This is a genomic window from Vibrio sp. nBUS_14, from assembly GCF_051201655.1.
Lineage (GTDB): Bacteria > Pseudomonadota > Gammaproteobacteria > Enterobacterales > Vibrionaceae > Vibrio.
Genome location: NZ_CP179206.1, coordinates 857,231 through 882,837 on the forward strand (window position 1 = coordinate 857,231; position 25,607 = coordinate 882,837).

At 46.7% G+C, this 25,607-nt stretch carries 30 protein-coding genes and 2 pseudogenes; 23 read left to right on the forward strand and 9 right to left on the reverse strand.

Going from position 1 to position 25,607, the window contains the following annotated elements:
* The 15 genes and pseudogenes from ACMAZD_RS03895 (at position 1) to ACMAZD_RS03965 (ending at position 11,668) form a co-directional block, all read left to right on the forward strand.
* A complete protein-coding gene (locus ACMAZD_RS03895; RefSeq protein ID WP_435248638.1) occupies positions 1–429 on the forward strand; it encodes a YscB family type III secretion system chaperone in 429 nt (142 codons plus the stop codon).
* A complete protein-coding gene (gene sctC / locus ACMAZD_RS03900; RefSeq protein WP_435248639.1) occupies positions 429–2,300 on the forward strand; it encodes a type III secretion system outer membrane ring subunit SctC in 1,872 nt (623 codons plus the stop codon). The genes ACMAZD_RS03895 and sctC overlap by 1 nt, the downstream gene beginning before the upstream one ends.
* Positions 2,301–2,305: 5 nt before the next feature.
* On the forward strand, positions 2,306–3,607 hold the full coding sequence (sctD, locus tag ACMAZD_RS03905; RefSeq protein WP_435248640.1) for a type III secretion system inner membrane ring subunit SctD: 1,302 nt from the start codon (positions 2,306–2,308) through the stop codon (positions 3,605–3,607).
* On the forward strand, positions 3,594–3,800 hold the full coding sequence (locus ACMAZD_RS03910; RefSeq protein ID WP_017107480.1) for an EscE/YscE/SsaE family type III secretion system needle protein co-chaperone: 207 nt from the start codon (positions 3,594–3,596) through the stop codon (positions 3,798–3,800). Before sctD ends, ACMAZD_RS03910 begins: the two co-directional genes overlap by 14 nt.
* Positions 3,801–3,816: 16 nt before the next feature.
* A complete protein-coding gene (gene sctF, locus ACMAZD_RS03915) occupies positions 3,817–4,065 on the forward strand; it encodes a type III secretion system needle filament subunit SctF (protein ID WP_435248641.1) in 249 nt (82 codons plus the stop codon).
* 3 nt (positions 4,066–4,068) lie between these two features.
* On the forward strand, positions 4,069–4,425 hold the full coding sequence (locus tag ACMAZD_RS03920) for a YscG family type III secretion system chaperone (protein WP_435248642.1): 357 nt from the start codon (positions 4,069–4,071) through the stop codon (positions 4,423–4,425).
* Positions 4,425–5,072 (forward strand): YopR family T3SS polymerization control protein, encoded by a 648-nt coding sequence (locus tag ACMAZD_RS03925; protein ID WP_435248643.1) that lies wholly within the window; start codon positions 4,425–4,427, stop codon positions 5,070–5,072. The genes ACMAZD_RS03920 and ACMAZD_RS03925 overlap by 1 nt, the downstream gene beginning before the upstream one ends.
* Before the next feature lie 8 nt (positions 5,073–5,080).
* Entirely contained in the window at positions 5,081–5,425 is a 345-nt protein-coding gene (gene sctI / locus ACMAZD_RS03930; protein ID WP_435248644.1) for a type III secretion system inner rod subunit SctI, read from the forward strand.
* Positions 5,426–5,511: 86 nt separating this feature from the next.
* On the forward strand, positions 5,512–6,243 hold the full coding sequence (sctJ, locus tag ACMAZD_RS03935; protein WP_435249325.1) for a type III secretion system inner membrane ring lipoprotein SctJ: 732 nt from the start codon (positions 5,512–5,514) through the stop codon (positions 6,241–6,243).
* A complete protein-coding gene (gene vscK / locus ACMAZD_RS03940; protein ID WP_435248645.1) occupies positions 6,236–6,901 on the forward strand; it encodes a SctK family type III secretion system sorting platform protein VscK in 666 nt (221 codons plus the stop codon). The genes sctJ and vscK overlap by 8 nt, the downstream gene beginning before the upstream one ends.
* Positions 6,880–7,515 (forward strand): HrpE/YscL family type III secretion apparatus protein, encoded by a 636-nt coding sequence (locus tag ACMAZD_RS03945; protein ID WP_435248646.1) that lies wholly within the window; start codon positions 6,880–6,882, stop codon positions 7,513–7,515. Before vscK ends, ACMAZD_RS03945 begins: the two co-directional genes overlap by 22 nt.
* A gap of 226 nt (positions 7,516–7,741) precedes the next feature.
* The gene (locus ACMAZD_RS03950) at positions 7,742–8,074 is read left to right on the forward strand and encodes a hypothetical protein (protein WP_435248647.1); all 333 of its coding nucleotides are present in this window, start codon (positions 7,742–7,744) and stop codon (positions 8,072–8,074) included.
* A 136-nt stretch (positions 8,075–8,210) separates the two neighbouring features.
* Positions 8,211–9,797: pseudogene (locus ACMAZD_RS03955) on the forward strand (ADP-ribosyltransferase); the annotation flags it as partial.
* Positions 9,798–10,075: 278 nt separating this feature from the next.
* A complete protein-coding gene (locus ACMAZD_RS03960; protein ID WP_435248648.1) occupies positions 10,076–10,504 on the forward strand; it encodes a CesT family type III secretion system chaperone in 429 nt (142 codons plus the stop codon).
* Positions 10,505–10,507: 3 nt separating this feature from the next.
* Positions 10,508–11,668, forward strand: coding sequence for a VopS family T3SS effector adenosine monophosphate-protein transferase (locus tag ACMAZD_RS03965; RefSeq protein ID WP_435248649.1), 1,161 nt, complete (start codon positions 10,508–10,510; stop codon positions 11,666–11,668).
* A gap of 87 nt (positions 11,669–11,755) precedes the next feature.
* Here the strand turns inward: ACMAZD_RS03965 and ACMAZD_RS03970 are convergent, their stop codons facing one another.
* Complete coding sequence (locus tag ACMAZD_RS03970) at positions 11,756–12,682, reverse strand: alpha/beta hydrolase (RefSeq protein WP_435248650.1); 927 nt, start codon at positions 12,680–12,682, stop codon at positions 11,756–11,758.
* Between the two features lie 110 nt (positions 12,683–12,792).
* Here ACMAZD_RS03970 and ACMAZD_RS03975 point away from each other — a divergent pair, with 110 nt between their 5' ends.
* Positions 12,793–13,710 (forward strand): LysR family transcriptional regulator, encoded by a 918-nt coding sequence (locus tag ACMAZD_RS03975; protein ID WP_435248651.1) that lies wholly within the window; start codon positions 12,793–12,795, stop codon positions 13,708–13,710.
* A 108-nt stretch (positions 13,711–13,818) separates the two neighbouring features.
* On the opposite strand, the gene sctU is transcribed toward ACMAZD_RS03975, so the two are convergent.
* The 8 genes and pseudogenes from sctU to sctN form a co-directional block, all read right to left on the reverse strand.
* Positions 13,819–14,877 carry a type III secretion system export apparatus subunit SctU gene (gene sctU / locus ACMAZD_RS03980; protein WP_435248652.1) on the reverse strand — a complete coding sequence of 353 codons (1,059 nt, stop codon included), beginning with the start codon at positions 14,875–14,877 and terminating at the stop codon, positions 13,819–13,821.
* Between the two features lie 18 nt (positions 14,878–14,895).
* Complete coding sequence (gene sctT, locus ACMAZD_RS03985) at positions 14,896–15,678, reverse strand: type III secretion system export apparatus subunit SctT (protein WP_137408929.1); 783 nt, start codon at positions 15,676–15,678, stop codon at positions 14,896–14,898.
* Positions 15,675–15,941: a type III secretion system export apparatus subunit SctS gene (sctS, locus tag ACMAZD_RS03990; protein WP_017107464.1), complete on the reverse strand. Its 267-nt coding sequence runs from the start codon at positions 15,939–15,941 to the stop codon at positions 15,675–15,677. The genes sctT and sctS overlap by 4 nt, the downstream gene beginning before the upstream one ends.
* Positions 15,942–15,954: 13 nt before the next feature.
* Positions 15,955–16,605, reverse strand: coding sequence for a SctR family type III secretion system export apparatus subunit VscR (gene vscR, locus ACMAZD_RS03995; RefSeq protein ID WP_005426130.1), 651 nt, complete (start codon positions 16,603–16,605; stop codon positions 15,955–15,957).
* Entirely contained in the window at positions 16,602–17,567 is a 966-nt protein-coding gene (gene sctQ, locus ACMAZD_RS04000; protein WP_435249326.1) for a type III secretion system cytoplasmic ring protein SctQ, read from the reverse strand. The genes vscR and sctQ overlap by 4 nt, the downstream gene beginning before the upstream one ends.
* Entirely contained in the window at positions 17,567–18,847 is a 1,281-nt protein-coding gene (locus ACMAZD_RS04005) for a type III secretion system needle length determinant (protein WP_435248653.1), read from the reverse strand. Before ACMAZD_RS04005 ends, sctQ begins: the two co-directional genes overlap by 1 nt.
* 9 nt (positions 18,848–18,856) lie before the next feature.
* Complete coding sequence (locus ACMAZD_RS04010; RefSeq protein WP_435248654.1) at positions 18,857–19,318, reverse strand: type III secretion protein; 462 nt, start codon at positions 19,316–19,318, stop codon at positions 18,857–18,859.
* Positions 19,315–20,636, reverse strand: a pseudogene (gene sctN / locus ACMAZD_RS04015) (type III secretion system ATPase SctN). Before sctN ends, ACMAZD_RS04010 begins: the two are co-directional and overlap by 4 nt.
* 184 nt (positions 20,637–20,820) lie before the next feature.
* On the opposite strand from sctN, the gene sctW reads away from it, so the two are divergent.
* The 7 genes from sctW to ACMAZD_RS04050 are packed head-to-tail and all read left to right on the forward strand — an operon-like array spanning position 20,821 to position 25,583.
* Positions 20,821–21,714, forward strand: a complete 894-nt coding sequence (sctW, locus tag ACMAZD_RS04020; RefSeq protein WP_435248655.1) for a type III secretion system gatekeeper subunit SctW — start codon at positions 20,821–20,823, stop codon at positions 21,712–21,714.
* On the forward strand, positions 21,695–21,979 hold the full coding sequence (locus ACMAZD_RS04025) for a TyeA family type III secretion system gatekeeper subunit (protein ID WP_435248656.1): 285 nt from the start codon (positions 21,695–21,697) through the stop codon (positions 21,977–21,979). Before sctW ends, ACMAZD_RS04025 begins: the two co-directional genes overlap by 20 nt.
* The gene (sycN, locus tag ACMAZD_RS04030; protein ID WP_435248657.1) at positions 21,966–22,340 is read left to right on the forward strand and encodes a type III secretion chaperone SycN; all 375 of its coding nucleotides are present in this window, start codon (positions 21,966–21,968) and stop codon (positions 22,338–22,340) included. The genes ACMAZD_RS04025 and sycN overlap by 14 nt, the downstream gene beginning before the upstream one ends.
* Positions 22,337–22,714: a type III secretion system protein VscX gene (gene vscX / locus ACMAZD_RS04035; protein ID WP_435248658.1), complete on the forward strand. Its 378-nt coding sequence runs from the start codon at positions 22,337–22,339 to the stop codon at positions 22,712–22,714. The genes sycN and vscX overlap by 4 nt, the downstream gene beginning before the upstream one ends.
* Before the next feature lie 7 nt (positions 22,715–22,721).
* Complete coding sequence (gene vscY / locus ACMAZD_RS04040) at positions 22,722–23,060, forward strand: type III secretion system chaperone VscY (RefSeq protein ID WP_435248659.1); 339 nt, start codon at positions 22,722–22,724, stop codon at positions 23,058–23,060.
* Positions 23,044–25,170, forward strand: coding sequence for a SctV family type III secretion system export apparatus subunit VcrD (gene vcrD / locus ACMAZD_RS04045; protein WP_435248660.1), 2,127 nt, complete (start codon positions 23,044–23,046; stop codon positions 25,168–25,170). The genes vscY and vcrD overlap by 17 nt, the downstream gene beginning before the upstream one ends.
* Entirely contained in the window at positions 25,170–25,583 is a 414-nt protein-coding gene (locus tag ACMAZD_RS04050) for an LcrR family type III secretion system chaperone (RefSeq protein ID WP_042605841.1), read from the forward strand. Before vcrD ends, ACMAZD_RS04050 begins: the two co-directional genes overlap by 1 nt.
* Positions 25,584–25,607 lie beyond the last annotated feature (24 nt).

Genomic DNA, 25,607 nt, shown 5'->3' on the forward strand with positions numbered 1-25,607 from the left:
ATGTTAGATCAAATGATGAAATCTCTCGCGGTAACGCTGGGGGTTGGGGATTTTATTACCTCAAATAATGGTTCCTACGATATCGAAGTCGACCAGATGCTGCTTAACATTCGGCAGCATTCATCATGGGTCTTGTGGGAAACCGTTCTCCCCTTTCAGTTTGCACAGCACCTCGATTTCCAAAAAGAGCAGGCACTCAAGCATTGTATGCAGCTCTCTTTGAAGACACTACGCGATACGAGAAGCACGCTGACGGTTAATGATAACGAACAGTTGATTGTGCAAGGAAAGATGAAAATGGACAGCGCAACCACAGAAGTATTGTGTACTCAGCTCTCCCAGCACGTGAATTTGGTCGAGCAGTTAAGTGCTGTGTTAGAGCATCAACGCGTCAATCATACCGTCAGCCACAGTATTTGGATTCCATAATGCTTTCCGTTTTAAAAAGACAACTAAGCCGACTAGTTTGGTCTGTTGCATGTACTTTGAGTGTGTTCGCGGTATTGCCTTTACACGCATCAGAGTTGGATTGGCCTGATCAGCCGTTTCGTTACTATGCGGACAACGACTCTTTAAAAGAACTATTGAATAACTTTGGCGCTAACTATCGCGTTTCTGTGTCGGTCAGTGACAAGGTCAATGATCGAGTCAGTGGCCGATTTACTCCAGAAGACCCAGCCGAGTTTCTCGACTACCTAGCACAGGTCTACAACATGATGTGGTATTTCGATGGCGCGGTGTTGCATGTGTACAAAGCGACGGAAACCCGTTCACGACTGCTACAGCTTGAACTTCTGACGGCCCGTGAACTGCGCAGTACTTTGATATCGACAGGGATTTGGGATTCTCGCTATGGTTGGCGTGCGGCAGAGAACAAAGGGTTGGTTTACTTAGCGGGGCCACCTAGATACGTTGATTTGGTTGTGCAAACAGCCGAAGCGCTGGAAAGCCGGTTGGTTCAAAAGTCTAACTCTACTGATGAGCTGTTTGTTGAAATTATTCCTTTGAAATATGCCTCGGCGACAGATAGAGAAATCACTTATCGCGATCAAGGGGTCACGGTACCGGGCATAGCTTCAGTATTGAGCAGAGTCTTGTCGGGTGTTCAAACTCAGATAAAGGCGACTAGAGAGGGTGAAGAAACGGATATTAATACGGCTGCAATCACGACGAAGAATGTTTCTGTGCATGGCGGAGCATCAGTAGAGGCTGAGCCTGGATTAAACGCCATTATAGTTCGTGATACACAAGCGCGCTTGCCCTTGTACCGCAAGTTAGTCGCTCAGTTGGATCAGCCACAGTCACGAATCGAAGTTGCACTCTCGATTGTTGATATCAGTGCGAACGATTTGAGTCAATTGGGTGTGGATTGGCGAGCGGGTCTTGACGTAGGCAACAACAGCATTCTTGACATAAAAACCACGGGTGATGTTGATGGTGGCGATGTAACGCTAGGCAGCGGTCAGACTTTCAAATCATTGCTTGATGCGACCAACTTAAATTATCTGTTGGCTCAAGTTCGCTTATTGGAATCTCAAGGTAGTGCTCAAGTTGTGTCTCGACCTACTTTGCTAACTCAGGAAAACGTGGAGGCAGTCTTGAACAACAGCAGCACTTTCTACGTTAAGTTGGTCGGTAGAGAAACGGCAGCCCTTGAAGAGGTGACCTACGGTACTTTACTGCGCATCGTTCCACGTATTGTCGGAGACCGATTTGTTGAAAGGCCCGAAATCAACCTAAGTTTGCATCTTGAAGACGGTGCTCAAATTCCAGATGGTGGTGTTGATGATGTGCCATCTATTCGCAAGACAGAGATCAGTACGCTGGCGACGGTCAAGCAAGGGCAAAGCCTGTTAATCGGTGGTGTATACCGTGATGAAGTGAGTCATCAGCTGCGGAAAGTCCCTTTGTTGGGGGACATTCCATACCTTGGTGCCTTGTTTCGAAGTACCACTGATACCACCAGAAGAACGGTGCGCATGTTCATTATTGAGCCGAGAATTGTTGTCGATGGCATTGGTGACAACGTGCTTATCGGTAATGAGTATGACTTAAGGCCTAAGCTCGGTGCCTTGAACAATATTTCAAATAACAGTGCAGGTCTGAAATCGGCACTCGCGCTCTACAGTTGTTCATCTCAAGTACAAGCGGAGCGTCATCAGCAAGACCTGTTGTCACAGGGTAAGTCTTCTGTGCTATCGCAATGCGATCTGCCTTCGGGACAAAAAGGATGGCGAGTGCAAATCAAAGAGTGTGATGGCTCAGATAATCATTGCCTTCGACCATTAGAGGAGCATTAGCCTCAATGCAGCAATGGAAAATTCGTATTCTCTCAGGTGTTCATGCCGGAGTAGAGGTGACATTACCCAATGACTCATTGGTTTTGGGGAGCGATGACTTTACCGCCGATCTTGTGTTAACCGATTCAGACATCAAGGGGAGTCACCTTGTATTGGTATGCAATGGCGATAGCGTTTTACTGCGTGACTGTGAAGACGTTTCGATCAATAACGAAAGCGTTACGGTTGACGCTGATGGGTTGGAATTATCACGCAACGCTTTGGTTTCGGTTGGTCGCTTAACGTTTGCGGTAGGACACCTTGAAGACGACTTGGTGAGTGATATCGCGACGGAAGCCACAGATAAACAGTCAGTATCGGTCAGCCATAAAGCGTCATCAGGTTGGAAGAGAACGTTTTTGCTCGGCTTGATGTGTAGCTTGATCCCAAGCGTGATATTTGCCGGTGTTTGGTATAGCCAAATCCGAGCCAGCGACAGCGATACCATCACGGCAGCAGAGCCCATCGTTTTAGTTCGCAATATTCTCAGCGAATTGAAACTCGATGATGTGCGGGTTGAATGGAATGCAACAGTAAGGCAGGCGGTACTGGAAGGATACGTCGAGGATAGAACCGCAAAACTGCAGCTATTGGGAAGAATTGACGCGCTTGGGCTCAACTACAAAAGTGACCTGCGAACCATGGAAGAGATTCGTCGCGGTGTACGCTTTATCTTACGTAACCTCGGTTATCACCAAGTTAAAATTGAGAATGGTGAAGAGACTGGCACGCTGCTCCTAACGGGGTACATTGATGACGCGAGCCGTTGGAGCCAAGTCGAGCAGATATTAGAACGTGATGTCCCGGGACTAGTCGCTTGGAAGGTCGAATTGCAAAGAGCGGGAGCCTATATGGATACGCTCAAAACATTGCTTGAAAAAGCAGAGTTACTAAAGAAAGTTCAGCTAGCGACAAGTGATGATCGTATCGAAGTACGGGGTGAGTTGGACGATATCGAGACCACTCGATTCTATGGGGTTACGAGGGATTTCCGTGAGCAGTATGGCGAGAAACCTTACTTGGTTTTGAAGTCCATTCCGAAAGTAAGCAAGGGAACCAACATCGATTTTCCGTTTCGAAGCGTGAATTTCGGTCAAGTCCCTTATGTGATCCTTACGGACAATGTTCGTTATATGGTAGGGGCTCGAACCCCTCAAGGATATCGCATTTCTAGCGTCACCCCAGCAGGAATTGAGCTGGTGAAAGGCGGGCGAGTGATCACGATCAATTTAGGGTATGAAGGTGGAAATACCAATGACAAATCTTGAACAACTGCTACAAAGCGACTCGGGGCAGGAACAGAAAGAGGCCATTATTCTCAAGTTCAAGCAAGCGCAATCTGCGGTTAAGCGCCAGCTTGATTTAGGCTGTACACCCCATGAATATCAGTTGCTACTCAAACAGCATGAAGCCTATCAAGCGGCCTTAGCTGTGATTGAAACTGTCGAATGCAATAAATAAACAAGAGGCAATACCTATGTCATTTTACGATGCGAGTAACAGTGTTTATCTCGATGATGTTAAAGCGAAACTAGAAGAACAAGCAAAGGCGGCGAATGAGGCCGTGAACGTAGCGATCAAAAACTTAGAATCCAACGCTGATGACCCATCAAAGCTGGCTGAATTGCAGCATACTATCAACAAATGGTCAGTGATTTATAACATCAATGCGACCACAACTCGCGCAATTAAGGATGTGATGCAGTCGATTCTACAGAAGGTGTAAGTTATGGAAAAAGACATGCGTTTGCTGTTGGCCGAAACGGCTTTGATGGCAACCGGTATACATCGCCACGAAGAGGCAGAGACGATTGCATCTTGCCTCGAATCCCAAAGGGATACCGAAGAGGTCGTTGCAATGATTCGCTCTATGAGTTTGATGAACCGCGGTCGCTACGAAGAGGCTCATCGCTTGCTTGAACCAGTTTGCGTAGACTCTACTGACTTAGTCTGCTTAGCGGCTCTAGCTGCTGGTAAAGCAGGGTTAGCGAGCAAAGCTGAATCTTGGCTGGCGATCGCTTCAAAAGGCAGTGAAGAAAGCCAAGCGTTTACTGCGAGCTTCTCTCAGGATATCAGGAACCTTTAATGAAGGTTGAAAACAACTCGCTCAACTATGTGCTAAGTCTGGTTCAGCAGCCAGCCAGAGTTGCTCCGCACGAGGCACACAAGATGAGCCGTTTGATGAGTGAAAGTGCATCTGACAGTAGTTCATCAAACAAAAGTGCATCGCCAGTGCAAAAAACTACGGACATAGTCTCTCAATCTGAGGCCAAAGTGACGGCAATTAAAGAGTGGTATGAGGTGCTCAAGAGTTCCGGAAACTTCAGCTCAACGGCACTTAACCGCTCACTTGACGGAGTGCTTACTTCTTCAAGCGAGCAGAAAGAAGCGTTGTGGTATGCACTTAACCAGGAAAGAAGCGCAAAAGGCACCGATAAAGCGTCACCAGAATTACTGGCTTCACTCGAACAAGAATTACTGGGCAGTTTTTCTGGACGTTTACTAGCAGATCCTCCAAAAGACCGTGAGGAGCTAAAAATGTTGCTGTCTGAGCATTTCTCTTTGAGTGCGCAAAAGGAACAAGCACTTTGGCATAGCTGGGCCGAATTGAAAGAGACTTCTGATCAACAGTCATTGTTAGACATAGTACGGGAAGAGTTGAGTTTTGTTATACAAATCAACTCGATGGTCAAAAACATGCTGACTTACAGCCACAAACTAAATCTTTCATAGGAACGCAGATGATCAATACGCAGTACACCGAAGTCATACAGACGAATCTAGAGCAAGTGCAAGATGCACAAGCTCAGGACGGGCTTAGTGAACGTTTCGAGCAAGCGATGTCGGCCCCGGAAGGAAACAATGGCTTAGAAGGTGGTTTGTTAGAAAACATTAGCGAACTGAAAAATACCATCGATAACGCAAAAAGCAGTTTAGCCGACAGCATGAAAATGGTGGGCGACGATCCTGCTCAGCTTTTGCAAATGCAATGGGCGTTGACTCGAATTACCTTTCAAGAGGAGCTGATCGCCAAGACGGTAGGTAAAACGACGCAAAACGTAGAAACACTGTTGAAGGCACAGTAGCGATGAAGAAAGTAAAAGCCATGATGAAAGCAATAGTCATGACAAAGGTAGTAGTTGCAATGAGGTCAGTCACCACAAAAAAAACAATGCGTGCAGTAAGCATGTTACTGGTTCTATTTTTGATGGGGTGTCAGACCGAACTTTACACTGGCGTGAGCCAGAAAGAAGGCAACGAAATGTTGTCAATCTTACTTTCTGAAGGCGTCGTCGCCACCAAAGAACCAGATAAAGACAACACCGTCAAGTTGATGGTGGATAAGGCACAAATAGCGTTCGCGGTTGACGCGCTTAAGCGCAAAGGTTATCCAAGAGAGCAGTTCTCGACACTGAAAGAAGTCTTCCCCAAAGACGATCTGATTTCTTCTCCGCTTGCCGAGCGAGCGAGACTTATTTACGCGAAATCGCAAGAGTTGTCGTCCACATTATCACAAATTGACGGCGTGCTTGTCGCTCGCGTCCACGTTGTACTTGAAGACCAAAACCTTCGTCCTGGTGAGCGCCCAACGCCGGCATCGGCATCTGTTTTTATCAAGCATGCCGCCGATGTCGCGTTGGATTCTTATATCCCACAAATAAAACTATTAGTGAATAACAGCATTGAAGGGCTGAACTACGACCGTATTAGTGTGGTTATGGTGCCATCTTCGGAAGTACGCGTGATACCTCAAGATAATCAATTCGAAAGCATTCTGTCGATTCAAGTGACCAAAGACACGGCAAGCCATCTGATTGCTATCCTTGTTTTCTTGGTACTGCTGATCATTGGCTCTAACGCAGCAACGTTTGCTTGGTGCCGCAGGAACGTGAAACGTGGTTAATTCCGAAACGCCAGTTTCCCAAATTCAGCATCAGTTTAACTATTGCCCTTGCAGCTATATTGACGAAAGTTGGATAACGGAAAAACAGTCTTGGTTGTTAAAACTCCAAGGCTGGAGAAACCAAGCGGCCATCAATCAGTGGTATATTGAAGACTGGGCGTTATCGCCAATTACGGATCATGCTTTTAATCATCCATACAACAGTTTGGCTTTGCTGCCTGTAGAGGCAACAAATCGGCTGCTGTTGATGATTGGCGGAATCATGCATTGCCAAGCGATGCGCCAAGTGGTGCTAAAGCAACCTAAACAATGTCTTAATCAGGTCTTTGGAGTAGATGAAACACGTTTTTTGATCCAACAAGGACCGATGATGATTTCCAACTGGCCCAGCGGTTGGCAAAAGCCACTGCCAACCAGCCTCGATGGAAAAAGCTTTGAAAAGACAGCCCGAGAGCTGGGTTATTTATGGGTCACGTTCTTACTGGCAAAGTCACCATCAGAGCTAGTGCAACGATGGCAATTTAAGCTCGATCGTCAACTGACGCTGACGGATCACAGTGCAGATTGGCTGGATGACGCGCATCGCGATCTTGCTTACCGACTTATCAAGAAAATCGCAAAACAGGTAATTCCTAAATGGTTTCATTTGTTGAAATAAAAACCGACAACTTGCAATTGGCGCCGGGCTTAAAAGTGCTCAAAGCAAAAGACTATGTGAGTTACTTAGATTCGCAGCATTTGGTTGAGGCGGCGCATTCAAAAGCAGAAAGTATCATTGCGAAAGCGGACGAAGCCTATGAGCTAGAAAGGCAGCGAGGTTATCAGGATAGCATCGATCAAGCGAAGATCGAGAACGCCGAAACCATGCTGGCAACACTTGCTCGATGCAACGAGTATTATTTGCAGGTCGAGCAAAAAATGACAGGCGTTGTGCTCGATGCCGTCAGAAAGATCATCAACAGCTTTGATGATGTGGATACCACAGCAAGTGTCGTGAGAGAGGCGCTCCAGCTCGTCAGTAACCAAAAGCAAGTGATTCTGCATGTGCATCCAGAGCAGGTTACTGAAGTGCGGGAGAAGGTTTCTTCCATACTCAGTGACTTCCCGGAAGTGGGGTACGTTGAAGTCATTGCCGATGCGCGTTTAAAAAACGGCGGCTGCATACTGGAGACCGAGGTCGGTATTATCGATGCGAGTATCGATGGTCAGCTGCAAGCGCTCAAGCAAGCTATTACCAAGCAATTGAGCGAACGCCAGCAGATACAGCCCTAACGCGTTTATTTTTGCTCTCCGGAAGTCCAGCCATGCTGGGCTTTTTTATTTTAAGTCGCTGGCTATTTCTAGATTCAGCATCAATTTCCTCTCACTAGCATTCAACTGAAAGCCGTGAGCGCTAGCCGATAAAAGGCGCCCTAAAAACTTCTGAACAAAAGTGATATATGGCGAATGCCCTTACGCTCATCGTTTTGATTACTCAATACGAAAAGGAGCCCTCGCAATGAACAAAGAAGAAATCATAAACAACTGGCTATCCGACTTATCTGGCGGGCAATGGCAGCTTTTGAATGGTCAATGCAACTTAGTTGGCGAAGATGGTATGCATTACGCCACGATTTTCAATTATGAAAACCGCATGGTGGTCATGTTCCCTTTGTCACCAGCCAAGCAGCCTGAGGGGGGAATATCACCTTCCAAACTGCTGGCGCTGAATTCTCATCCCGATGTTGTCGGCATTGCGTCGTTCTCGTTAGCCGCTGACAACGCCACTGTTGTACTCAATTTTGCATTGCCGGATGAGTCTGTGGTGAATAGCGATCTCAATGTCTTTTAGCAAAATGCACTCAGTTTACGCAGTGCCTTGTTTGATGCGATCACTGAATCCACTGCGGGGTGAACGATGCAAACAACGATTCGAACAGACGGCGCGGCAAGCACCGCGGCTTTGCTGTCCTCACAGCAGACACTAAGCGCGGCAAGCATGTGAGACGGGCAATTGGCTTGGTGCTTACGAGGGGCTGATAACCCAAGACATCGACTTACCCGGTATGGATGCCAAGACAATCACACTAAATGGATAAGAGGTTCATCTACCCGCGATTGAACCGGTGAAAATGAGTGTTGAAGAGTTCGATCAATCTGTGACTCAGGGGAAAGGCTACCCATCACAATATGCAGGGAGTGAGTATCTTGATGTTCTGGCGCAGGCCGCGCAGAGTGATCAAGAAGCAGACGATACCTTTGGCCTAGCTTCAGAGAAAATTTACTACGCTCCGCAAAATATGAATGACTTGAAGTTATACAATACCGAGCAGCGAACCATGCCGGAATTGCCTGAGCGAAAACCGTCAGGGCAACCCTTTATCGATGGTGTTAAAGCGGAAGCATTAGGCAACTGGTTGGAGGGTAAGTCTCCTGCGCAATACCAACAGCTTCTCAGTAATGCTGCGTCTTTGTTGGCAGAGTCTTCACAGGAAGGATCGCTAAGTAATGTTTTCCGTTACGGTGAGCGTAATGACGTGTGGGAAACCTTTCGCACGGTAGATAAGTCGAACATGCTGATGCTCAGTTGATGCTAAAAAACAACCCCGATCACCAAGATGCGTTGGGCTTTTTACAGGATGTCGCGAGTAGCAAAGCCACACCAGCTGAACGCCAACAAGCGGTATTAGAAGCCATTGGTGATGATACAAATAACCAAGCGACGCTGATTAACGCGATGCTGTTGGCGACGACTCGATTCTATACAGGGAATGGCGCAAATATTATCAACCCAGGCTACGGCGATTTTGCTCCACCAAAGAACGAGAGTGAAATGGAGATGCGTCTTCAATCGTTCCTAAAACGTAATCAATACACAAGTTCTGCTGAGCGAGCGCAGGCGAAGAAGGAGTATCGCCAGAACGTGGATATGTTACAGGCTGCGATAGACTCTCCAATGTTTGAACGATACTCCGGTAAAGTCTGGCACGGCTGTCACACCAGTGTTGCCGATGCGGCATTAGAGAAGGGAACCGGCTTTCAGTTTCCTGGCTTTATGAGTACAACGCGTGCTCTAGACTTGGCACAAAGTTATATGGCGAAAGGTGCGCTTTTGGTCATTAACCCGGCGCCAGACCTTGGGGTGAATATTGAACCCATCAGTAATGCGGAAGGTGAGAGAGAAATCTTGGTTCCTGCAGGGACGTCTTTTACTGTGGAACAAAGCTATACCTTACACCTGGAGAAAGGTTACCCGCGTTCAGCCAATACGGTGATGAAAAAGCGAATTTACGATGCAGAAGTAGCTACGGGGAGCCGCAAACCTCATGTGACCATACGCATAACGACGCCAGAGATGGAGAAAGTGGGCCTAAGTGGTCAAAGCGATCCAAAAAGGAGAGGTAGAGCTTGCTGACTTGATTGATCATATCAAGAAAAATCCCTCGACCATGGAAGAGCAAACCAAGGTTGTCGTACTGAGCCGAGAGTCCAGTGTACCAAGCGCCAATACAGCGAATGCGGATAAAGTGGCAACAGAAGCCTTTAAACCAATGTATTCTGGTGGCTTTGTTTAGCCAAATGCTCAACTACTTAAGTAAGTTTATTGAACTCGAGGTCTCTCACAGTTTTAGTTTGCTTGAGACTGAAACAGTAAAGCTCAGCACACCATACTGAGCTTTTTTTCTCATCATGTGTCTTATCATAAACGGCTTAAAATGAAAAAAAGCCGACCATATCTAGCATATCCACCCATTTGTATTCAGCATAATAACCCCATCAGCCAACACTCTGCGCTTATCTAAACCGCGGAGATGTAAATACTAATAAATACAAAAATAGGAATGTAAATCAGATGGTCAACGGATTTATATCGACCCTTCTAAACGACTTTGCAAAGCGTTGCCAAATAGAAACGCTGGAATTTGATGAAGAAGGCTGTTGCCGCTTAATTATTGATAACGAAGTGGCGATTACACTTCGCTCAAATGAAGAGAAGCTAACGCTTATTGGCTTAATCTCCGGTGATAAACCACATCCCGATGTTTATTTTAAACACATGAAGGCAGCATTAACAAAAGATGAGCCCTACGTCTGTTGGGATGAAGATGCTGGCTACATCGGTTTTATTCATATTCATCAAACGATGTTAACCGAGACATATTTTGAAACGTCGATTGCTCAATTTGTTGATTGGTTAAAGCTGTCAGCAAGCCCACAGGAGCAAGAACAGAAACAAACACAGACAATAGATGCGGCACAATTTGCCACATTAAGGGTATAAATAATGATCAGTTTTGGAAACGTAAGCGCACTTCAAGCGGCACTTCCGCAAGCGCGAAATGAGATTCTAAGTGAAGGCAAACTCAATGTTGGTGGCAAGGAATATAAGATCGATGCAGATACTCAGCAGTTTGTTCGTTCAAACCCAAGTAATAGTGCAGTCGCTCGATTCTTTGAAGCAACGGGTAAGCTATTTAGAGAAGGCAACACAGATTCAGTAGCGAAAGCGATGACGAAATCGGTATTCGATAACGAGCTTGGACAAGCTCAGCGCTTGCAAACCAGTTCTTCTGTTGAGCACGGTCAAATGCTGTTTAAAGATGCCAGCCTTAAAACGCCAGCCGATGTGTTAAATGCCTTTAGCCGACTTGATGCTCTGGCGATTAAGTCAGACAGTGGTGAACTTAACCAATTGGCTGAGCGCGCGATGTCAGAAGCGCTATTGGATACGAAATCAGGACAGGACTTGAAGTCACAAATTGGTGAGGGTGCAACAAAAGCATTAGCTGGCAAAGTTGTTAAAGCTTTTGGTGGTGGTGCGATGGGCGTGAAGAACAACCCAAATACCGCGATGGGCTTGGAAGTTGTATTTGAAACCGAGGTTAAGAACTTAAAAGCGGCACAAGCACATATTGAAGGTTTGGCAAACAAAGACTTGAGTTCGGGTGTCTATGCGGATTCGCTAGCGGAAGATAAGTTTAATAAAACGGGCACGACGAACAACCTTGAACGTGCTGCGGCTTGGATCATTAACGCATCGACTTCGAAAGGAAACGATGCTGATAATATCACTGCGCTTCTTAAAGAATACGCGGCCAATGATAAAGACTTGCTGAACATGGATAACTTAAAAGAGCTTCATGCGCGAGCGGTGCCGAATATTGAAAGAGATTACCGAGGCCCAGCGACGGCTGGTGGCGCACTTCCATCAAGCATTGGTGGTGAAGGCATGCTAAAACAGCACATAGAGGGCTTTTTGAAAGAAAACCCAGTGGCAGATAAAGATCTTGGTAAGCAGTTGTTTGCTGGCGTGATTGGCTACCATGGCTTCACGGATGGTAACGGTCGTATGGGACGTATGCTGTATGCGATTGCTGAGCTGAGAAACGATTCATTTACGCCTCTTGCCATGACTGCTGAAAACAACTTGCACGGTATTAAGTAAGTATCCCAAAAATAAAAAGAGCGACTTTCGTCGCTCTTTTTTATAAGCCTGTCGGCCTTTATTGGAAACTGAGCAAATTAGCGACCTTTAGTTTTTCATATTCTCAAGCATATAGTTGAGTACATCATCGTTGTCGTTAATGAGGTTTTCGATTATATCAAGGTGGTCTCTTTTTCGAGCGAGGTAAATGCGGCACTCTTGTTTAGCATCAAGCACTTTGGCGTGGTATTCCTTTGTTTGTCGGAAGAACTCAGGCGTGTCCAGTTCTGGGACAATCAAGTGCAACGGCGCCAGTTCCTCTTCTGAAGGAAAATCATTAAGCAGTGGACTCACCCTCTCCGATGATTCATTGGTCATCTGAATGTTATCGTTCACGAAGCTGTTCACAAGTGGTCGAATATCAAAAAGGCCAGCGATTGAAAAAACATCTTTGAGTTTATCTTTGCCTTCTGCTTCTACTCCAAATTGTTCCCAATCTGTTTTATGGAGCATGGATACAAGTTGGCCGCCAGCCGAGTGGCCTACTAGGTAGACTGCGGGAGAATTATTCTCCACTGCGAGCGATAAGATTTCTTTAACGGCAAGCTGCACCTGTTTAAGGATGGACTCCATTGGCGCACCGTTTGTCCAATGTTGAGCCATTCGGTAACTTGGCATGTAAACCGCAAAACCATTTTGATTGAAAGGTTGCGCGATAAACCCAAATTGTTCCTTTGAAAACCATTGCCACCAGCCGCCATGTATGTAGATAACCATAGGTGCATCTTTGGCAAGCCCCTTTGGCTTGTAGATATCTATTTTTCCAGAAAACTCGCCTTCTCCATATGTCATCTCGGTAAGTCCTGTTTCCAGGTTTGTTCGATAACGCTCACTTTGCTGGCTGGTAAATTCTATGTGTTTCGGTAACAAATCATCCGTGGGTAATCTATTGGTCCATAACGTTGGATTGTATTGTTCATCTGCTACCTCTCGTGAGAAGTATTGTGCAATTGAGCTTATTCTTGTTTTGTTCACTATTCCGTCCTCTGTGGTTGCTTTAGGACATTATTAATGATTTTATTAGGGTTAAAAAGATGGGTGATTTGGTACGGAATGTTTAATTTTTATAAACTATGAACAAGTATATGCGTCATATGATCATCTTCACGAGAGTTGTGGAGACGGGATCTATTACTGCGGCTGCACGCGAATTAGGGGTGGGCAAATCCGTTGTTAGCCAACATTTGAGAGCTTTGGAGGAGGCGTTAGGTGTTTTGTTACTTAAACGCTCCACTCGCCAACAATTACTCACGCCTATGGGAATAGAGTTTTTTGAGCGGTGTAAAAAGATTAGCGAGCTTGTTGATGAGGCATGGGATATTGCAAGGATCAGCCAAGTTGAGCCAAAAGGAGTGGTTAAGATTAGTTCACCCCACGCGTTGATCGAGCCAGTGATATCACAGGCAGTGGGGCATTTAGTCAGTATCTACTCTGAATTGGTTCCTACGATTCTAGCCAATGACGGCAGCGTGGACTTATTTGAAACGGCGGCTGATCTCGCGATTCATGTCGGTGAGCTACCATCAAGTGAGTACAGACAAAGAAGGATAGGTAGTTTGAAGAAAGTGCTTTGTGCAAGCCCTTCATATATTCAGAATCATGATCTCAGCATCGCGAAACTTATTAAGGAGCCGTCTCAGTTACTCGCCTGCGATTATGTGGCGAATATCTGGGAGGGGAAATCTATTCGATATACTTTAGAACACTCGTCCAGTGGTGAGCGAATAGAAGTGTCGCTGGAAGCGAATCGCTTTAATGATTCGGTCCATTCGGTTATCTCTATGGTCAAAGCGGGAGCTGGTATGGCATTAATTCCTGAATTTATGTTCGAAAGCCTCAGATGCAAAGGAGAATTAGAGAACATTTTCCCTGGGTATACGCTTCCCAAGATTCCTATTTATGCTGTTCATAATTACGCAAAAACGCCTCCGCTCAATGTCAAAATGTGTACCGATTTCATTGAACGACAGCTTAGAAATCTTAACTCTTCAGAAGATGCCTAATCGTTTTCTGAACCGCTTAGATCTATCGATTCCATTCTACTTTGTTAGAGCACAGTTCTTTTTTGTACTGTGTGCTCTCTGAGTATGACGCACATGATTGTGAGAGAGTTATACTCGCGATTCCTCAGACTGCTCAAGAGACGCAACCCAACGCAGGATCTCAGCGGTGGCTTCAATAAGATCGCCTGGAATGTACTGGTTTAACTGACCATCGGCATAAAGAGCACGTGCGAGTGGTACTTTTTGCATCACAGGGATGCCTTCTTCGTGGGCTATCGCGATCATACGTTTTGCCATCGCATCGGTTTCTTTAAGGGTTATCACAGGCAGCGGTGTTTCGCCCTTTTTGTAGTACAAACCAATCGCGATGTGGGTTGGGTTCGTGACCAACACATTCGAACGTTTAACGTTATCTCTTTGGTTCGAAGCTTGCAGCTCTTGGTGCAACTGACGACGCTTACTCTTGATTTCCGGGCTGCCTTCCATCTCTTTATATTCGCGTTTGACCTCGTCTTTAGTCATCTTCAGTTGCTTGGTGTGGTCGAATTTTTGGTATGCGTAATCGGCAGCTGCAATCACAATAAAGCCGACGGAAGAGATGATCATGAGTTGTTTCACCAATACGCCGGTGATGGTCGGTACACACTCTAATCCGCATGTCGGGATTTGCAGTAGCGTGTTTAAGTTGCCCCGCAGCGTGACCCAAATAATGCAGGAAAGGAGCGACACTTTAAGAATCGATTTAATAAACTCAATGATGCTCTTTAGCGAGAAAATTCGTTTCGCCCCTTCGACAGGGTTGATTTTTTTGATGTCTGGTTTGACGGATTCACCACTAAACAGCAAGCCGAATTGCCCCATGTTCGACATGATGGCGATCAATGCCGCCACGATCAGGATCGGTGCCAGCAAGTAAACCATTTCTTTGGCGATGGCGACGGCTACGTCAAGCAACGCATCCTGAAACCCTTGATAAGCCAACTCACTCGGCAACAAAAGTAGGGCAGAGATGTGCGACATATAGTAGTCAGCAAAGGCAAATAAGACGGCAATTAGGGCTAGGATTAACGCCGATGAGACGACTTCCTGACTTTTAGCGACTTGCCCTTTTTGCCGGGCATCCCGAAGTTTTTTCGGGGTGGGGAGTTCTGTTTTTTCTCCGCTCATTGCTCTTCCTGTCTGTTATTACCAAATGGTATTGAGCTGTTCTCTGAACAGTACGATTTCAGAGAAAAGGGCTTGAAAGTGGTCCATCATCAATGCCAAATAAACAATCAATAGCACGCTGGCAATGGCACTTTTGATCGGCATGGCTAAAGAGAAAACGTTCAGCTGTGGAGCGAATCGGCTAATCAGCGCGAGTCCAAACTCGGCAAGGAACATGGCTAAAACCAAAGGCGCAGACATCAAAACGCCAAGCCACATAAGTTGCTCGAACTGTGCGTAGAAAAAGTGCACCCACTCTTCAGTGACGGTTGGGAAAAAACTAATCACAGGCCACGACGAATAGCTGTTAAACAGCGCATAGATAAAAGCGACAAAGCCACCACCGGAGAAGAACAAGGTGATCAGGGTTTGAGTCAATAACACAGCTGTTGGCGTTGACTGAGAGCCGAGAGTGGGGTTAAACATACTTGCCATCGCAGCACCACGTTGGTTATCCACCAGAAACCCTGCAGCCTCAATAGCCCAAAAAGGGATTGCTGCAACAAAGCCAATTAGCATACCTAATAGTACCTCTTTTCCTAAGATGACCATCAACCAAATCCCGTCCGTTTCGGCGGGCAGGTCTTGCTGGTTGATCATTGGGAAGATAAACAGCGCAAGCGAACACAAAACACCATTTCTTACCAAGGTGCCACCTAGTGTTTGTTTGTTTAAGATCGGCAAAAATATAAAGCAAGCCATTAACCTAGGGAGCGTCAAGCTGTATAGGAACAGGGCTTGGTGCAAATCATCGTAACTCATCGTATTTGCGGGATTTTATCCAAGGTCAAGGTAGCGAATGAATGCAGCTCGGAGCCCAGCCATTGTGTCGTAACAAATAGGGTTATGATGACGGCGATCAGTTTGACGACAAAGCCTAACGTCTGTTCTTGTACTTGTGTTAGCGCTTGAACGAGAGAGACCAAGGTACCGACAAGTGCCGCAACCAAAATAGGCGGCAGCGACAAGAACAGAACAAGCGTTAGAGCCTGAGTGGTAAAGTGGATGATTTCAGCCGGATTCATGCTTCTCTCCTCATTATCCGTAACTGAGCACTAGGCCATGGGTCAACTTTGTCCAACCGTCTAGCAACACAAAGAGTAGTAGTTTGAATGGCAGTGAGATGGTCATTGGCGAGACCATCATCATGCCCATGGCCAGCAAAATGTTGGATACGATCAGATCGATAGCGATGAATGGCAGGTACAACAGGAAGCCAATCTCAAACGCTCTCGTTAGCTCACTCACGGTAAAGGCGGGGAGCAACAACAATAAGCTGTCTGACTCCAAACGGTCGACGTACTTTTGTGGCCACAAGGTTCTTGCTGCATCGGTAAAAAAGACCGATTCAGTTTCACGGATGTGCTTTTTCAAGAACTCACGGTACGGCTGCAATCCACTCTCGATTAAACCTTCGATACTCTCCGAATCTTCAAGTGAGATTTCGTGCTGGGTCACGTAGTCATAGGTTTCAAACCCCACTGGCGCCATGATGAAGATCGACAGAATGATCGCCAATCCGTACAAGGCCATATTGGGTGGAATCTGTTGTACACCTAATGCGTTTCTTAGCAGAGAGAAAACCACGGCCAGTTTAACGAAGGAGGTCGCCATCATTGCAATGAAAGGAATCAAAGCAAGAAGGGCGAGTGTAACGATGAGGTTCAGTTCATCAGGTAACTGGATCATGCAGGCTCCTTACTGCCGCCAAACAGTTCGAGAACGCGGACACCCAAGCGTTCATTAATGTTCACTAGTTCGCATTCACCAATGATTTTGCCGTTTGCTCGCATGGTGACTGGGTTAGAAATTGGCTGGTTAAGCTCAAAGGTAAAACCCGGTTGCAGCGCGTTAAGCTGTTCTAAAGTAATGGTTTGCTGACCAACATCGAAAGTCAGTTCAATTGGCAATTGCTGGTGGTCGGTCAGTGCTTCAGAGCTGTTGATATCGTTCATATTGGCTTCTTTTTCTTGGATATGGAGTGTCGTATTGTCGAGTTGGCATCGCCAAAGGTTGTGATTGGAGACCTGAAGCAGCACTTGGTGTTGCGCGATGTAGCAATCGTCGAAAAACACCACATCGCCTAGTTCCAGTTGCTCAAATTGACTGAGTGCCAAACGTGTTTTGCCAAAGCTCAACCAGAAGGGCAGTGCGATGTTTTGGCTCAGGTAAGAGGGTGCTTGTGGCAGAGTGTCAATCAACACATCTCGACCTTCATGGACCCACAGGCTAAGAGAGACATCATCGCGATTGATGGTGAGCATCAACACGTTTTCTTCTGATGCGGGCTGCTCATGAACTTGCAGCTTGCTCAATACCGGAAGTTGTCCAAATAAGCGCTTAATCATGTCGGTGTAGGGCTCAATTTGGCTACTGAGCAACGCCAATTGCAAAGAGTTTGGCAGTGATTCAAATGCCGTCGAGTCAAGAATGCCATGCAACCATTGCTGTAATTGCGCACCGCTGAAATCGATTTGAATGGTTTGTCCACCAATGAGTAGTGTTAAACGATAGCCAGAAAACTCCGGCTTTTGGCCAAGCGTGATCGATAAGCTATTGCTTTGACTATCTTGAAAGTGACACTGTTTTGCGCAAAGTTGATTACTTAGCGCTATGCTTGAGGCCTCGACCTTTGGGAAATCTAATATCATCATTCGTCCTCAGGCTTCCATTCATCGTAAATGCTGCGTTGTTGTCGCGAGCGTTGTTGGTCTTGTTGTTGGTTCATCTGTTCGCTGACTGCGATCCGAATCGGTTGGTCGATGCCTAAACGTTGCAGACGCTCGGTCAACTCTTGCTTAGCCGTTTGGTTTATCAGCGAAAGAGCGTGCTCTTGCTTAATCAGCACGCTATAGCCAGAACTGTCTTGCTTGATGGAGATCTCGCCACCTTTTAATTGGCCTTCATTCAGAAGCAGGCGAACTTCTTTCTCGTTTGCTGAAGGAAGAGACACGTAGATCTTGTCGACCAACTTATTAATCAATTCGCTTACGTCTTGAGCTCTACTCTGGGGCGCGTGTGTCTCTACGTTTTTCAGGATGATGTCGCCTTGCGCTGTTGCTTGGCTTAGGTTGGCCGTCGGGTGAAGCTTAGCGTCCGACTCTGAACTTGGATGACGCAGATCGATGTGTTTCGCCGGTTTAGCTTTCTCTTCAAGCGCGGACAATGCAGTTTTCGAGTCCACAATAGCAGCAGCGTCTTTTGCCGCAGGGTCGAATTTATGAGCTGCCGCATCTAACTTATGCAGTTGGCCTTGCAGCACACTCTGCACGGTTGATGGCTCAGTTTTGTTCCGGAGATTGGTTTTTTTACGCAGATTGGCTTGGTCAGTCTGAATCGGCAATACCTGATCTTTTAGAGCGTTAGGCAAGCTGGTCATCGGTATTTTAGGATCACGAGACGAACCATTATCTAATGGTGCCGTGCTGACTTGCTTATTGTTCGAGCTTTTTTTATCCGTCGGGTTAAAGGCCAACGGCTGTGGTTTGACGGGGCTAGCAGTATCCGCATGTGGCTCTTTCGCAGGACGCTCTGAAGTCTCGCTATGGCTCTTGTCCAATACCTGCACGGTCTCTCGTTCTGAGAGATCGTGACTTGGCTTTTCTGGATGCAGACCAGCGTCTGACTTCTCATTAGCAGGTTGATCTTTCAAGTTTTCAGGGTGTTCTTGGTCACCCTCTAGCTGTTCTTTTCCCGTTTCAGGAGTAGCACTGCTGACTTTGCCTTTGTGTTTGATGTTGCCGAGCTTCTCAGCGTTCAATACAGCAGCGAATAAGCGAGGAGTCTCTGACTCATGTTCGCTCTCTGTTTGCGTTGGCTTGAGCGCATTATTACAGCGAGATTCAAGCTCTTCTGAGACTTGGTTGACCGGCCTCTGTTGAACCTGTTGAGCACGTTCAGTTGTGTTTAGGTTAGCGTTTTGGACTCGCATCTTTACCTTCTATGGAACAACAACACTGCGGAACTCTTCTTGTTCGAGCTCTTCTTGATATTGCACTTGACGTGCTTGCTCAGCGATTTCTTGTTCGTTTAATTGAATGAATTTTTCTTTGGTCTTATGGGCGGTCAGAGCTTCTTGCTTTCTTTCTTTGAGTCGCTGGTTCTCTTGATTCAATGCTTTTTTTTCTTCTGCGGCTCGTTGTTTTAAATCGGCTTCTCTTTCTCTTAACAGTGCGATTTCTTGCCGCAATATTTCAAGTTCTTTTAGAACGACGGTTTTCTGTTTGGCTTTTGCAAAGCGCCGCTCTTCTTCCTCTTTGCGCCATTGACAATAATCAGCGATAGACTGTTCTGCCTTTCGGAGTGAGGAACGTGCGTTATTGACTCGATATTCTTGTTGCTGAACTGCGCGATCGGCACGGTCTGCACGAATTTTTTTTATCTCTAGCAGTCGCTCGATCATAGGCCTGCAAGTCCTCGCGCTGCGTGACGCTCTCACCGAGCTCACTTGGCTCGTGCGTACCTTGGCGCAAGAACGCTCCTATATCATCTCCCTGTGCGATGGCCATATCCGCGCGACTGTCGGCACCGTGTTGGTATTCCCCAATTTTGATCAACAGTTCGACTTCTTCATATTTGGCCAGCATTTCGCGCATGTGAGCCGCGGACGCTTGATGAGTTTTATCGACGATTTGGTTCATTACACGACTGGCTGAGCGAAGCACATCAATGGCTGGGTAGTGGTTCATCGCCGCCAGTTTACGAGAAAGAATGATGTGGCCATCGAGTATCGAACGCGTTTCATCGGCGACTGGCTCAGTCATATCGTCACCTTCCACAAGTACGGTATAAAGCGCGGTGATGGAGCCTTTGTCTGATTGACCTGCACGTTCCATCAGTTTTGGTAGCGCGGCAAAAACAGAAGGCGGATAGCCTCGTCGTGTTGGTGGCTCGCCAGCGGCCAAGCCGATTTCACGCTGAGCTCGAGCAAAACGCGTCACCGAATCCATCAGCAGCAGGACTCGTTTACCTTGGTCGCGAAAGTACTCGGCGATAGAGGTCGCGACGAACGCCGCTTTGGCACGTTCCATTGCTGGCCTGTCAGAGGTTGCGACAACAAGTACTGACTTTGCCATACCTTCTTCCCCAAGGTCGTGCTCGATAAATTCTCTTACTTCACGACCCCTTTCACCGATCAGGGCAAGCACGGTTACATCGACATCGGCAGAGCGAATAAGCTTGGCAAGCAGGGTACTTTTACCACCGCCCGCTGCGGCAAAAATGCCCATCCTTTGTCCTTCACCACAGGTGAGCAATCCGTCGATAGAACGCACGCCCATCGAAATCGGTTTTTCAATCAGCTTTCGCTGCATTGGTGGTGGCGCATCGCGGTAAACCGGATACCAAGCGCTCGGCTCAGTGCTTTGAGAACCATCGAATGGGCGGCCTAGACCATCAAGAGTTTTCCCTAAAAGGTGATCGCCAACACCGACTTCGTGCATTTTTCCAAGCGGGCTCACTTCGGTATTGGATGAAATTCCAAACATGTTGCCAAGTGGAGTAAGCAACGCATGGTGTTGCTCAAAACCCACCACTTCCGCAAGCAGCGACAAGGTTTGATCTGGATTACGTAGCTCACAAAGCTCGCCGACACGAACACCAGGCACAACGGCTTTGATGATGGTGCCAGTAACCTGAGTCACACGACCGCGGATTTGGATCAAACGCGTTTGCTTGATGGCTGATTGTTGAGTTTCGGTGATGTATGAGAAGTCGTTCAATTTAAGAAAACATGCAATAACTGATGCTGGGAGAATAGAAAGGATGACGCCGTATTTATAGTGACTATTGGTCGGGAGTTTTTAGAAAACTTAAAACGCCCTAAAAAAACACGTCTGATTTTGACAGCCGAATAAAAATGCAATTCCTATAATTCGCTCATATTGTAGGAAGGAGTGCAAATCAATGAGCACTATCAATAGCCAAATTTTAACGGGCAACAAATTTGACGCGCCAATTCGAAGTAACCTTGAGTCTTCCCGAACGGGAGCCTCAGTCAATGGTAATTATCGAGGTGAAACTGTCCGCGTACACAATGCAACTCAGTCGTTGTTTGATGCAATGGAAGAGCTGACGGCGTTAGGTTCAGAAAAAGCAGAAAAAGATCTCACGAAACGCAAAGTGAAAGACGGCAGTATTCGCGTGAATGAAGCCCATGAGCTGGTTTCTGATTACCTAAGAAAAGTGCCTGATCTTGAGAAGAACCAAAAGATCAAGGACCTTGCTACCAAAATGGCAAGCGGCAACTTATCAACGATTGCTCAGTTACAGGCGTACCTCAACGGATTCTCTGAAGAGAAGAGCCATCAGTACCTCGCGCTACAAGCGGTGAAAAAGTTCCTCGGAACCAATCCCGAAAGTAAGAACTTATTGGCGCTGATAGACCAAGCCATTCTGAGCTTTGAGCAGAACCCGGACTCTTGGGCTCGGATTGATACTGAAATTCGTGTTTCAAGCTTCGCGGATGAATACAGCCAAGAGCAAGGCTTTAGCAGTTTGCATCAATTGCGTGGCTTCTATCGCGACACGGTACACAGCTACCAAGGTTTAGGCTCAGCATACAAGGATGTGGTTGAGCGTTTTGGTGCAAAAGAGGTCTCCACGGCGGTCGACTTTATGTTGCAGGGTATGAGCGCAGATTTGAGCGTTCAAGGTAGCAATATTGACTCCGTTAAGCTTCAGCTTCTGATGTCCGATATGCAAAAACTTAAGACGTTGAATACGCTTCAAGACCAAGTTAGTAACCTCTACCAGATGTTCAAACCTCAGCAGGCAAACTATGGCTTATCAAGTTACTGATTTAATGTCAGACGTCATCGCTTTGGTTGAGCAGCGTTGGGTGGGAAGTGCCGAGATATGGAACCTAGTGAACGCCATGGAGTTGGCGTCCACGGAGAGAAAAATCGGCTTTTTTAGGGAACTTCACAAACTTATTCGCCATATTCCAATTGATGTATTTAACGATGAAGAACAGCGACAAAACCTAATACAAGCTGTGCAAAAAGCGCTTGATGAAGCGATTGATTTAGAAGAAGAGGAAATGTGGGACGATGAATTGGATTGATGCATCAGTGGATGATTTTTGCCGAGGAATGGGACTTGAAGCGGTAGACTTCTCGTCAGCAGGACGTGTTCAACTGAGTTTCGAACAGAGCGGCACTCTGCACGTTGAGAGGCATCAGGACTGCCTGTTTCTCATGCTGGCGAAACCGCTGCATTGGCATCAATCAAACGAGCCGATTAAAAAGGCGTTGAGTTTTTGCCATTCAGGTCAAGGCTGGCCATTCGTCATAAAGACCGGTTTACTGGATGAACAGACACTGGTCTTCTCTGCACAAATTGAAGGGGATGAAGTGACCCTACCAACCATCGAGCAAGCGTTCGCTCTACTGGTTCGTTTACATAAAGATGTGGCGGATTCATGAGCCGTATTAGTACGTTAAACGTCGGTATTGAAGGCTTTACTCACGTTTCACTTGAGCAGGTTGAAAGCGACTTCCCACAGCGTTTTCAGCTGTTGCCTGACGGTCAAGCCATCGCGACTCACTTAGAGAAACTGTACGAGCTTCGCCCCTCTGAGCAGTACCTGGTGTCATTGGCCAAGCCAAAATTGACACATTCGGAGCTACTTCGCCCGGACAAGTACCGTCAACAGTTTGATACCACTCAGCAGCGGCTTCAGGAATTGGCACAGAAAAATGGCTCTCATGCGCTCAATCAGGCAGTGGAAACATTGCAAAGTACCCAATTAGACCAACGTTATCTCACTATGGCGTTGAATCTACTAATTCAGGTTTAAAAAGCCCATGTTGAAGACAAAAGACGTGGAGCTTTTGCTTATCCACGCCGCACTCCAAGTTCAATATCAAAAGCCGGAACAAGCGATTATCTTGCTTGATGCACTGCTGGAAATCGAACCTCAGCATCAGGAAGCTCGCCAAACATTAGCGGTAGCATGCCTCAATTCAGGCCGATACACGCGTTCAATTGAGCTGTGCGAAAGCTTATTGGAAAGCGAACAATCAAATAAAGCGGGCTTGTGGTTTTGCCTAAGCCAAGCTCGCTGGAAAGAACAGGATGTTGAAGGTGCCCGCCGAGCACATCAACATTATCTACAATCTCTAAATAGTGAATCAAATGAATAAGTTGATTGATACTCTAAACAAAGTCGGACAGCGTAAAGACATCATGCTTGCCGTGATGCTACTTGCGATCGTCTTTATGATGATCTTGCCTCTACCTACGGCACTAGTGGACGTTTTGATCGGTACCAACATGAGCATTGCGGTCGTCTTATTGATGCTGGCTATCTACATCACTACACCACTGGAATTTTCTGCATTTCCAGCCGTGCTTTTGATCACCACCTTGTTTCGTTTGTCACTTTCTATTACGACTACGCGACTTATCCTGCTGCAAGGTGATGCAGGTCAGATCGTATACACCTTCGGTAACTTCGTGGTCGGCGGTAACTTGGTAGTAGGTATTGTTGTCTTCCTGATCATCACCATTGTTCAATTTATGGTGATCACCAAAGGTTCTGAAAGGGTTGCAGAAGTCAGCGCTCGATTTTCTCTTGACGCGATGCCGGGTAAGCAGATGAGTATCGATGGCGATATGCGTGCTGGGGTTATTGATGTTCATGAGGCGCGTCACCGCCGTTCATTGATCGAAAAAGAAAGCCAAATGTATGGCTCGATGGATGGCGCGATGAAGTTCGTTAAAGGCGACTCAATCGCGGGCCTGATTATCATCGTGGTGAATATACTGGGTGGTGTTACCATCGGAGTGACTCAAAAGGGCATGTCTGCCTCTGAAGCACTCGAATTATTCGCTGTTCTCACTGTTGGTGATGGCCTGGTTTCCCAAATTCCAGCCCTGTTTATCGCCATTACGGCCGGAATCATCGTTACTCGTGTTACAAATGAGGACTCTGCCGATTTAGGTTCAGATATTGGGGGGCAGGTAACCGCTCAGCCAAGAGCTTTGCTGGTTGGTGGTGTTCTACTTATTTTGTTTGCTCTTATCCCGGGCTTCCCGAAGATCACCTTCCTGGTTCTTGCCGCTATTGTTGGTGGTGGTGGTTTCTTCTTGTCCTACCAACAAAAGAAACAAAGCGAATCCGACAGCTCTGACTTGCCTAGCTTTGTTGCCCAAGGTGCTGGTTCGCCAGCCGCTAAGCCCAATAAAACGGCGTCATCTCGTAATAGCAAAGGCAAGCTGGGTGAGCAAGAAGAGTTTGCGATGACAGTACCGCTTCTCATCGACTTGGATTCTCGCTTGCAAGAAAGTTTAGAGGCCGTGGCTCTCAACGATGAGCTTGCGCGTGTCAGACGTGCACTTTATCTCGATCTCGGTGTCCCGTTCCCCGGTATTCATTTACGCTTCAACGAGGGAATGAGTAACGGCGAGTATTTGATTCAATTGCAAGAAGTGCCGGTCGCTCGTGGTCGAATTGAAAGCGAGAAACTGCTGGTAACAGAAGGTAATGAACAGATCGATTTACTGGGCGTACCTTATGAAAAAGATGACGACTTTCTGCCGGGCATTACGAGTCTTTGGGTTGACCAAAGTCATTATGAAAAACTGCAAAACAGTCATGTGGGCTTTCTGACCCCCGATCGCATTCTGACTTATCACTTGTCTCACGTTTTGAAAGAGTACGCGCAAGACTTCATCGGTATTCAAGAGACCCGCTATCTGCTTGAGCAAATGGAAGGCAGCTATTCCGAGCTGGTAAAAGAAGCGCAACGTATTGTGCCTCTGCAAAAGATGACGGAAATCCTGCAACGCCTCGTTTCTGAGGATATATCTATTCGTAACTTACGGGTGATCTTAGAAGCCATGGTTGAGTGGGGACAAAAAGAGAAAGACGTGGTTCAACTGACTGAATACATCCGTTCCAGCTTGAAACGCTACATCTGTTACAAGTACGCCAGCGGTCAAAATATGCTGCCAGCCTATCTTTTGGATCAGAGTTTGGAGGATACGATCCGTAACGGTATCCGCCAGACTTCGGCGGGTAGCTACTTAGCGCTTGACCCCTCTGTGACTCAACAGTTTGTCAGCGACGTTAAGCAAACCATCGGTGATTTGAGCCGCATGCCAAATAAACCTGTGCTGGTGGTGTCGATGGACGTGCGTCGTTACGTACGTAAATTGATTGAATCTGAGTACTACGAACTGCCAGTGTTGTCGTTCCAAGAGCTGACGCAACAAATCAATATTCAACCGCTTGGTAGGGTAGGTATGTGATGAAATGCCTTCTCACTCAGTCTCTAGTGGCGTCAGGCATCGAAGTGACGCCCTACTTTTGGCAGAAAAGTACCATCTTACTTGGTCATCGTTATGAATGTGATGGGATGGAGCTGGTCTTCCGTGTCGAAGAGGGTGAAATCATCATCGTATTACTGCGAAGAATTAGCCCAAACCAAGGTCTAAGCAACCCTTTCTCCGCGCTATTTATGCTCGCAGAACATGCCATCCGTTTGTACCCGCTCGACTGGGCTATTCGTGGCAACGTTGATGTATTGCGAGGTAGCAACATGAGCAGCCAGCGATTAGCACAATTCTACTTACGAGCCTGCGGCGCGAGCCATGATGAACAAGAGGATTGGTACTTCTTGCGCCTCAGTGATTACCGCCCACTTAAAAAGAGAAAAAAGTAAAAACTCTCGACTGTTACTGACAGC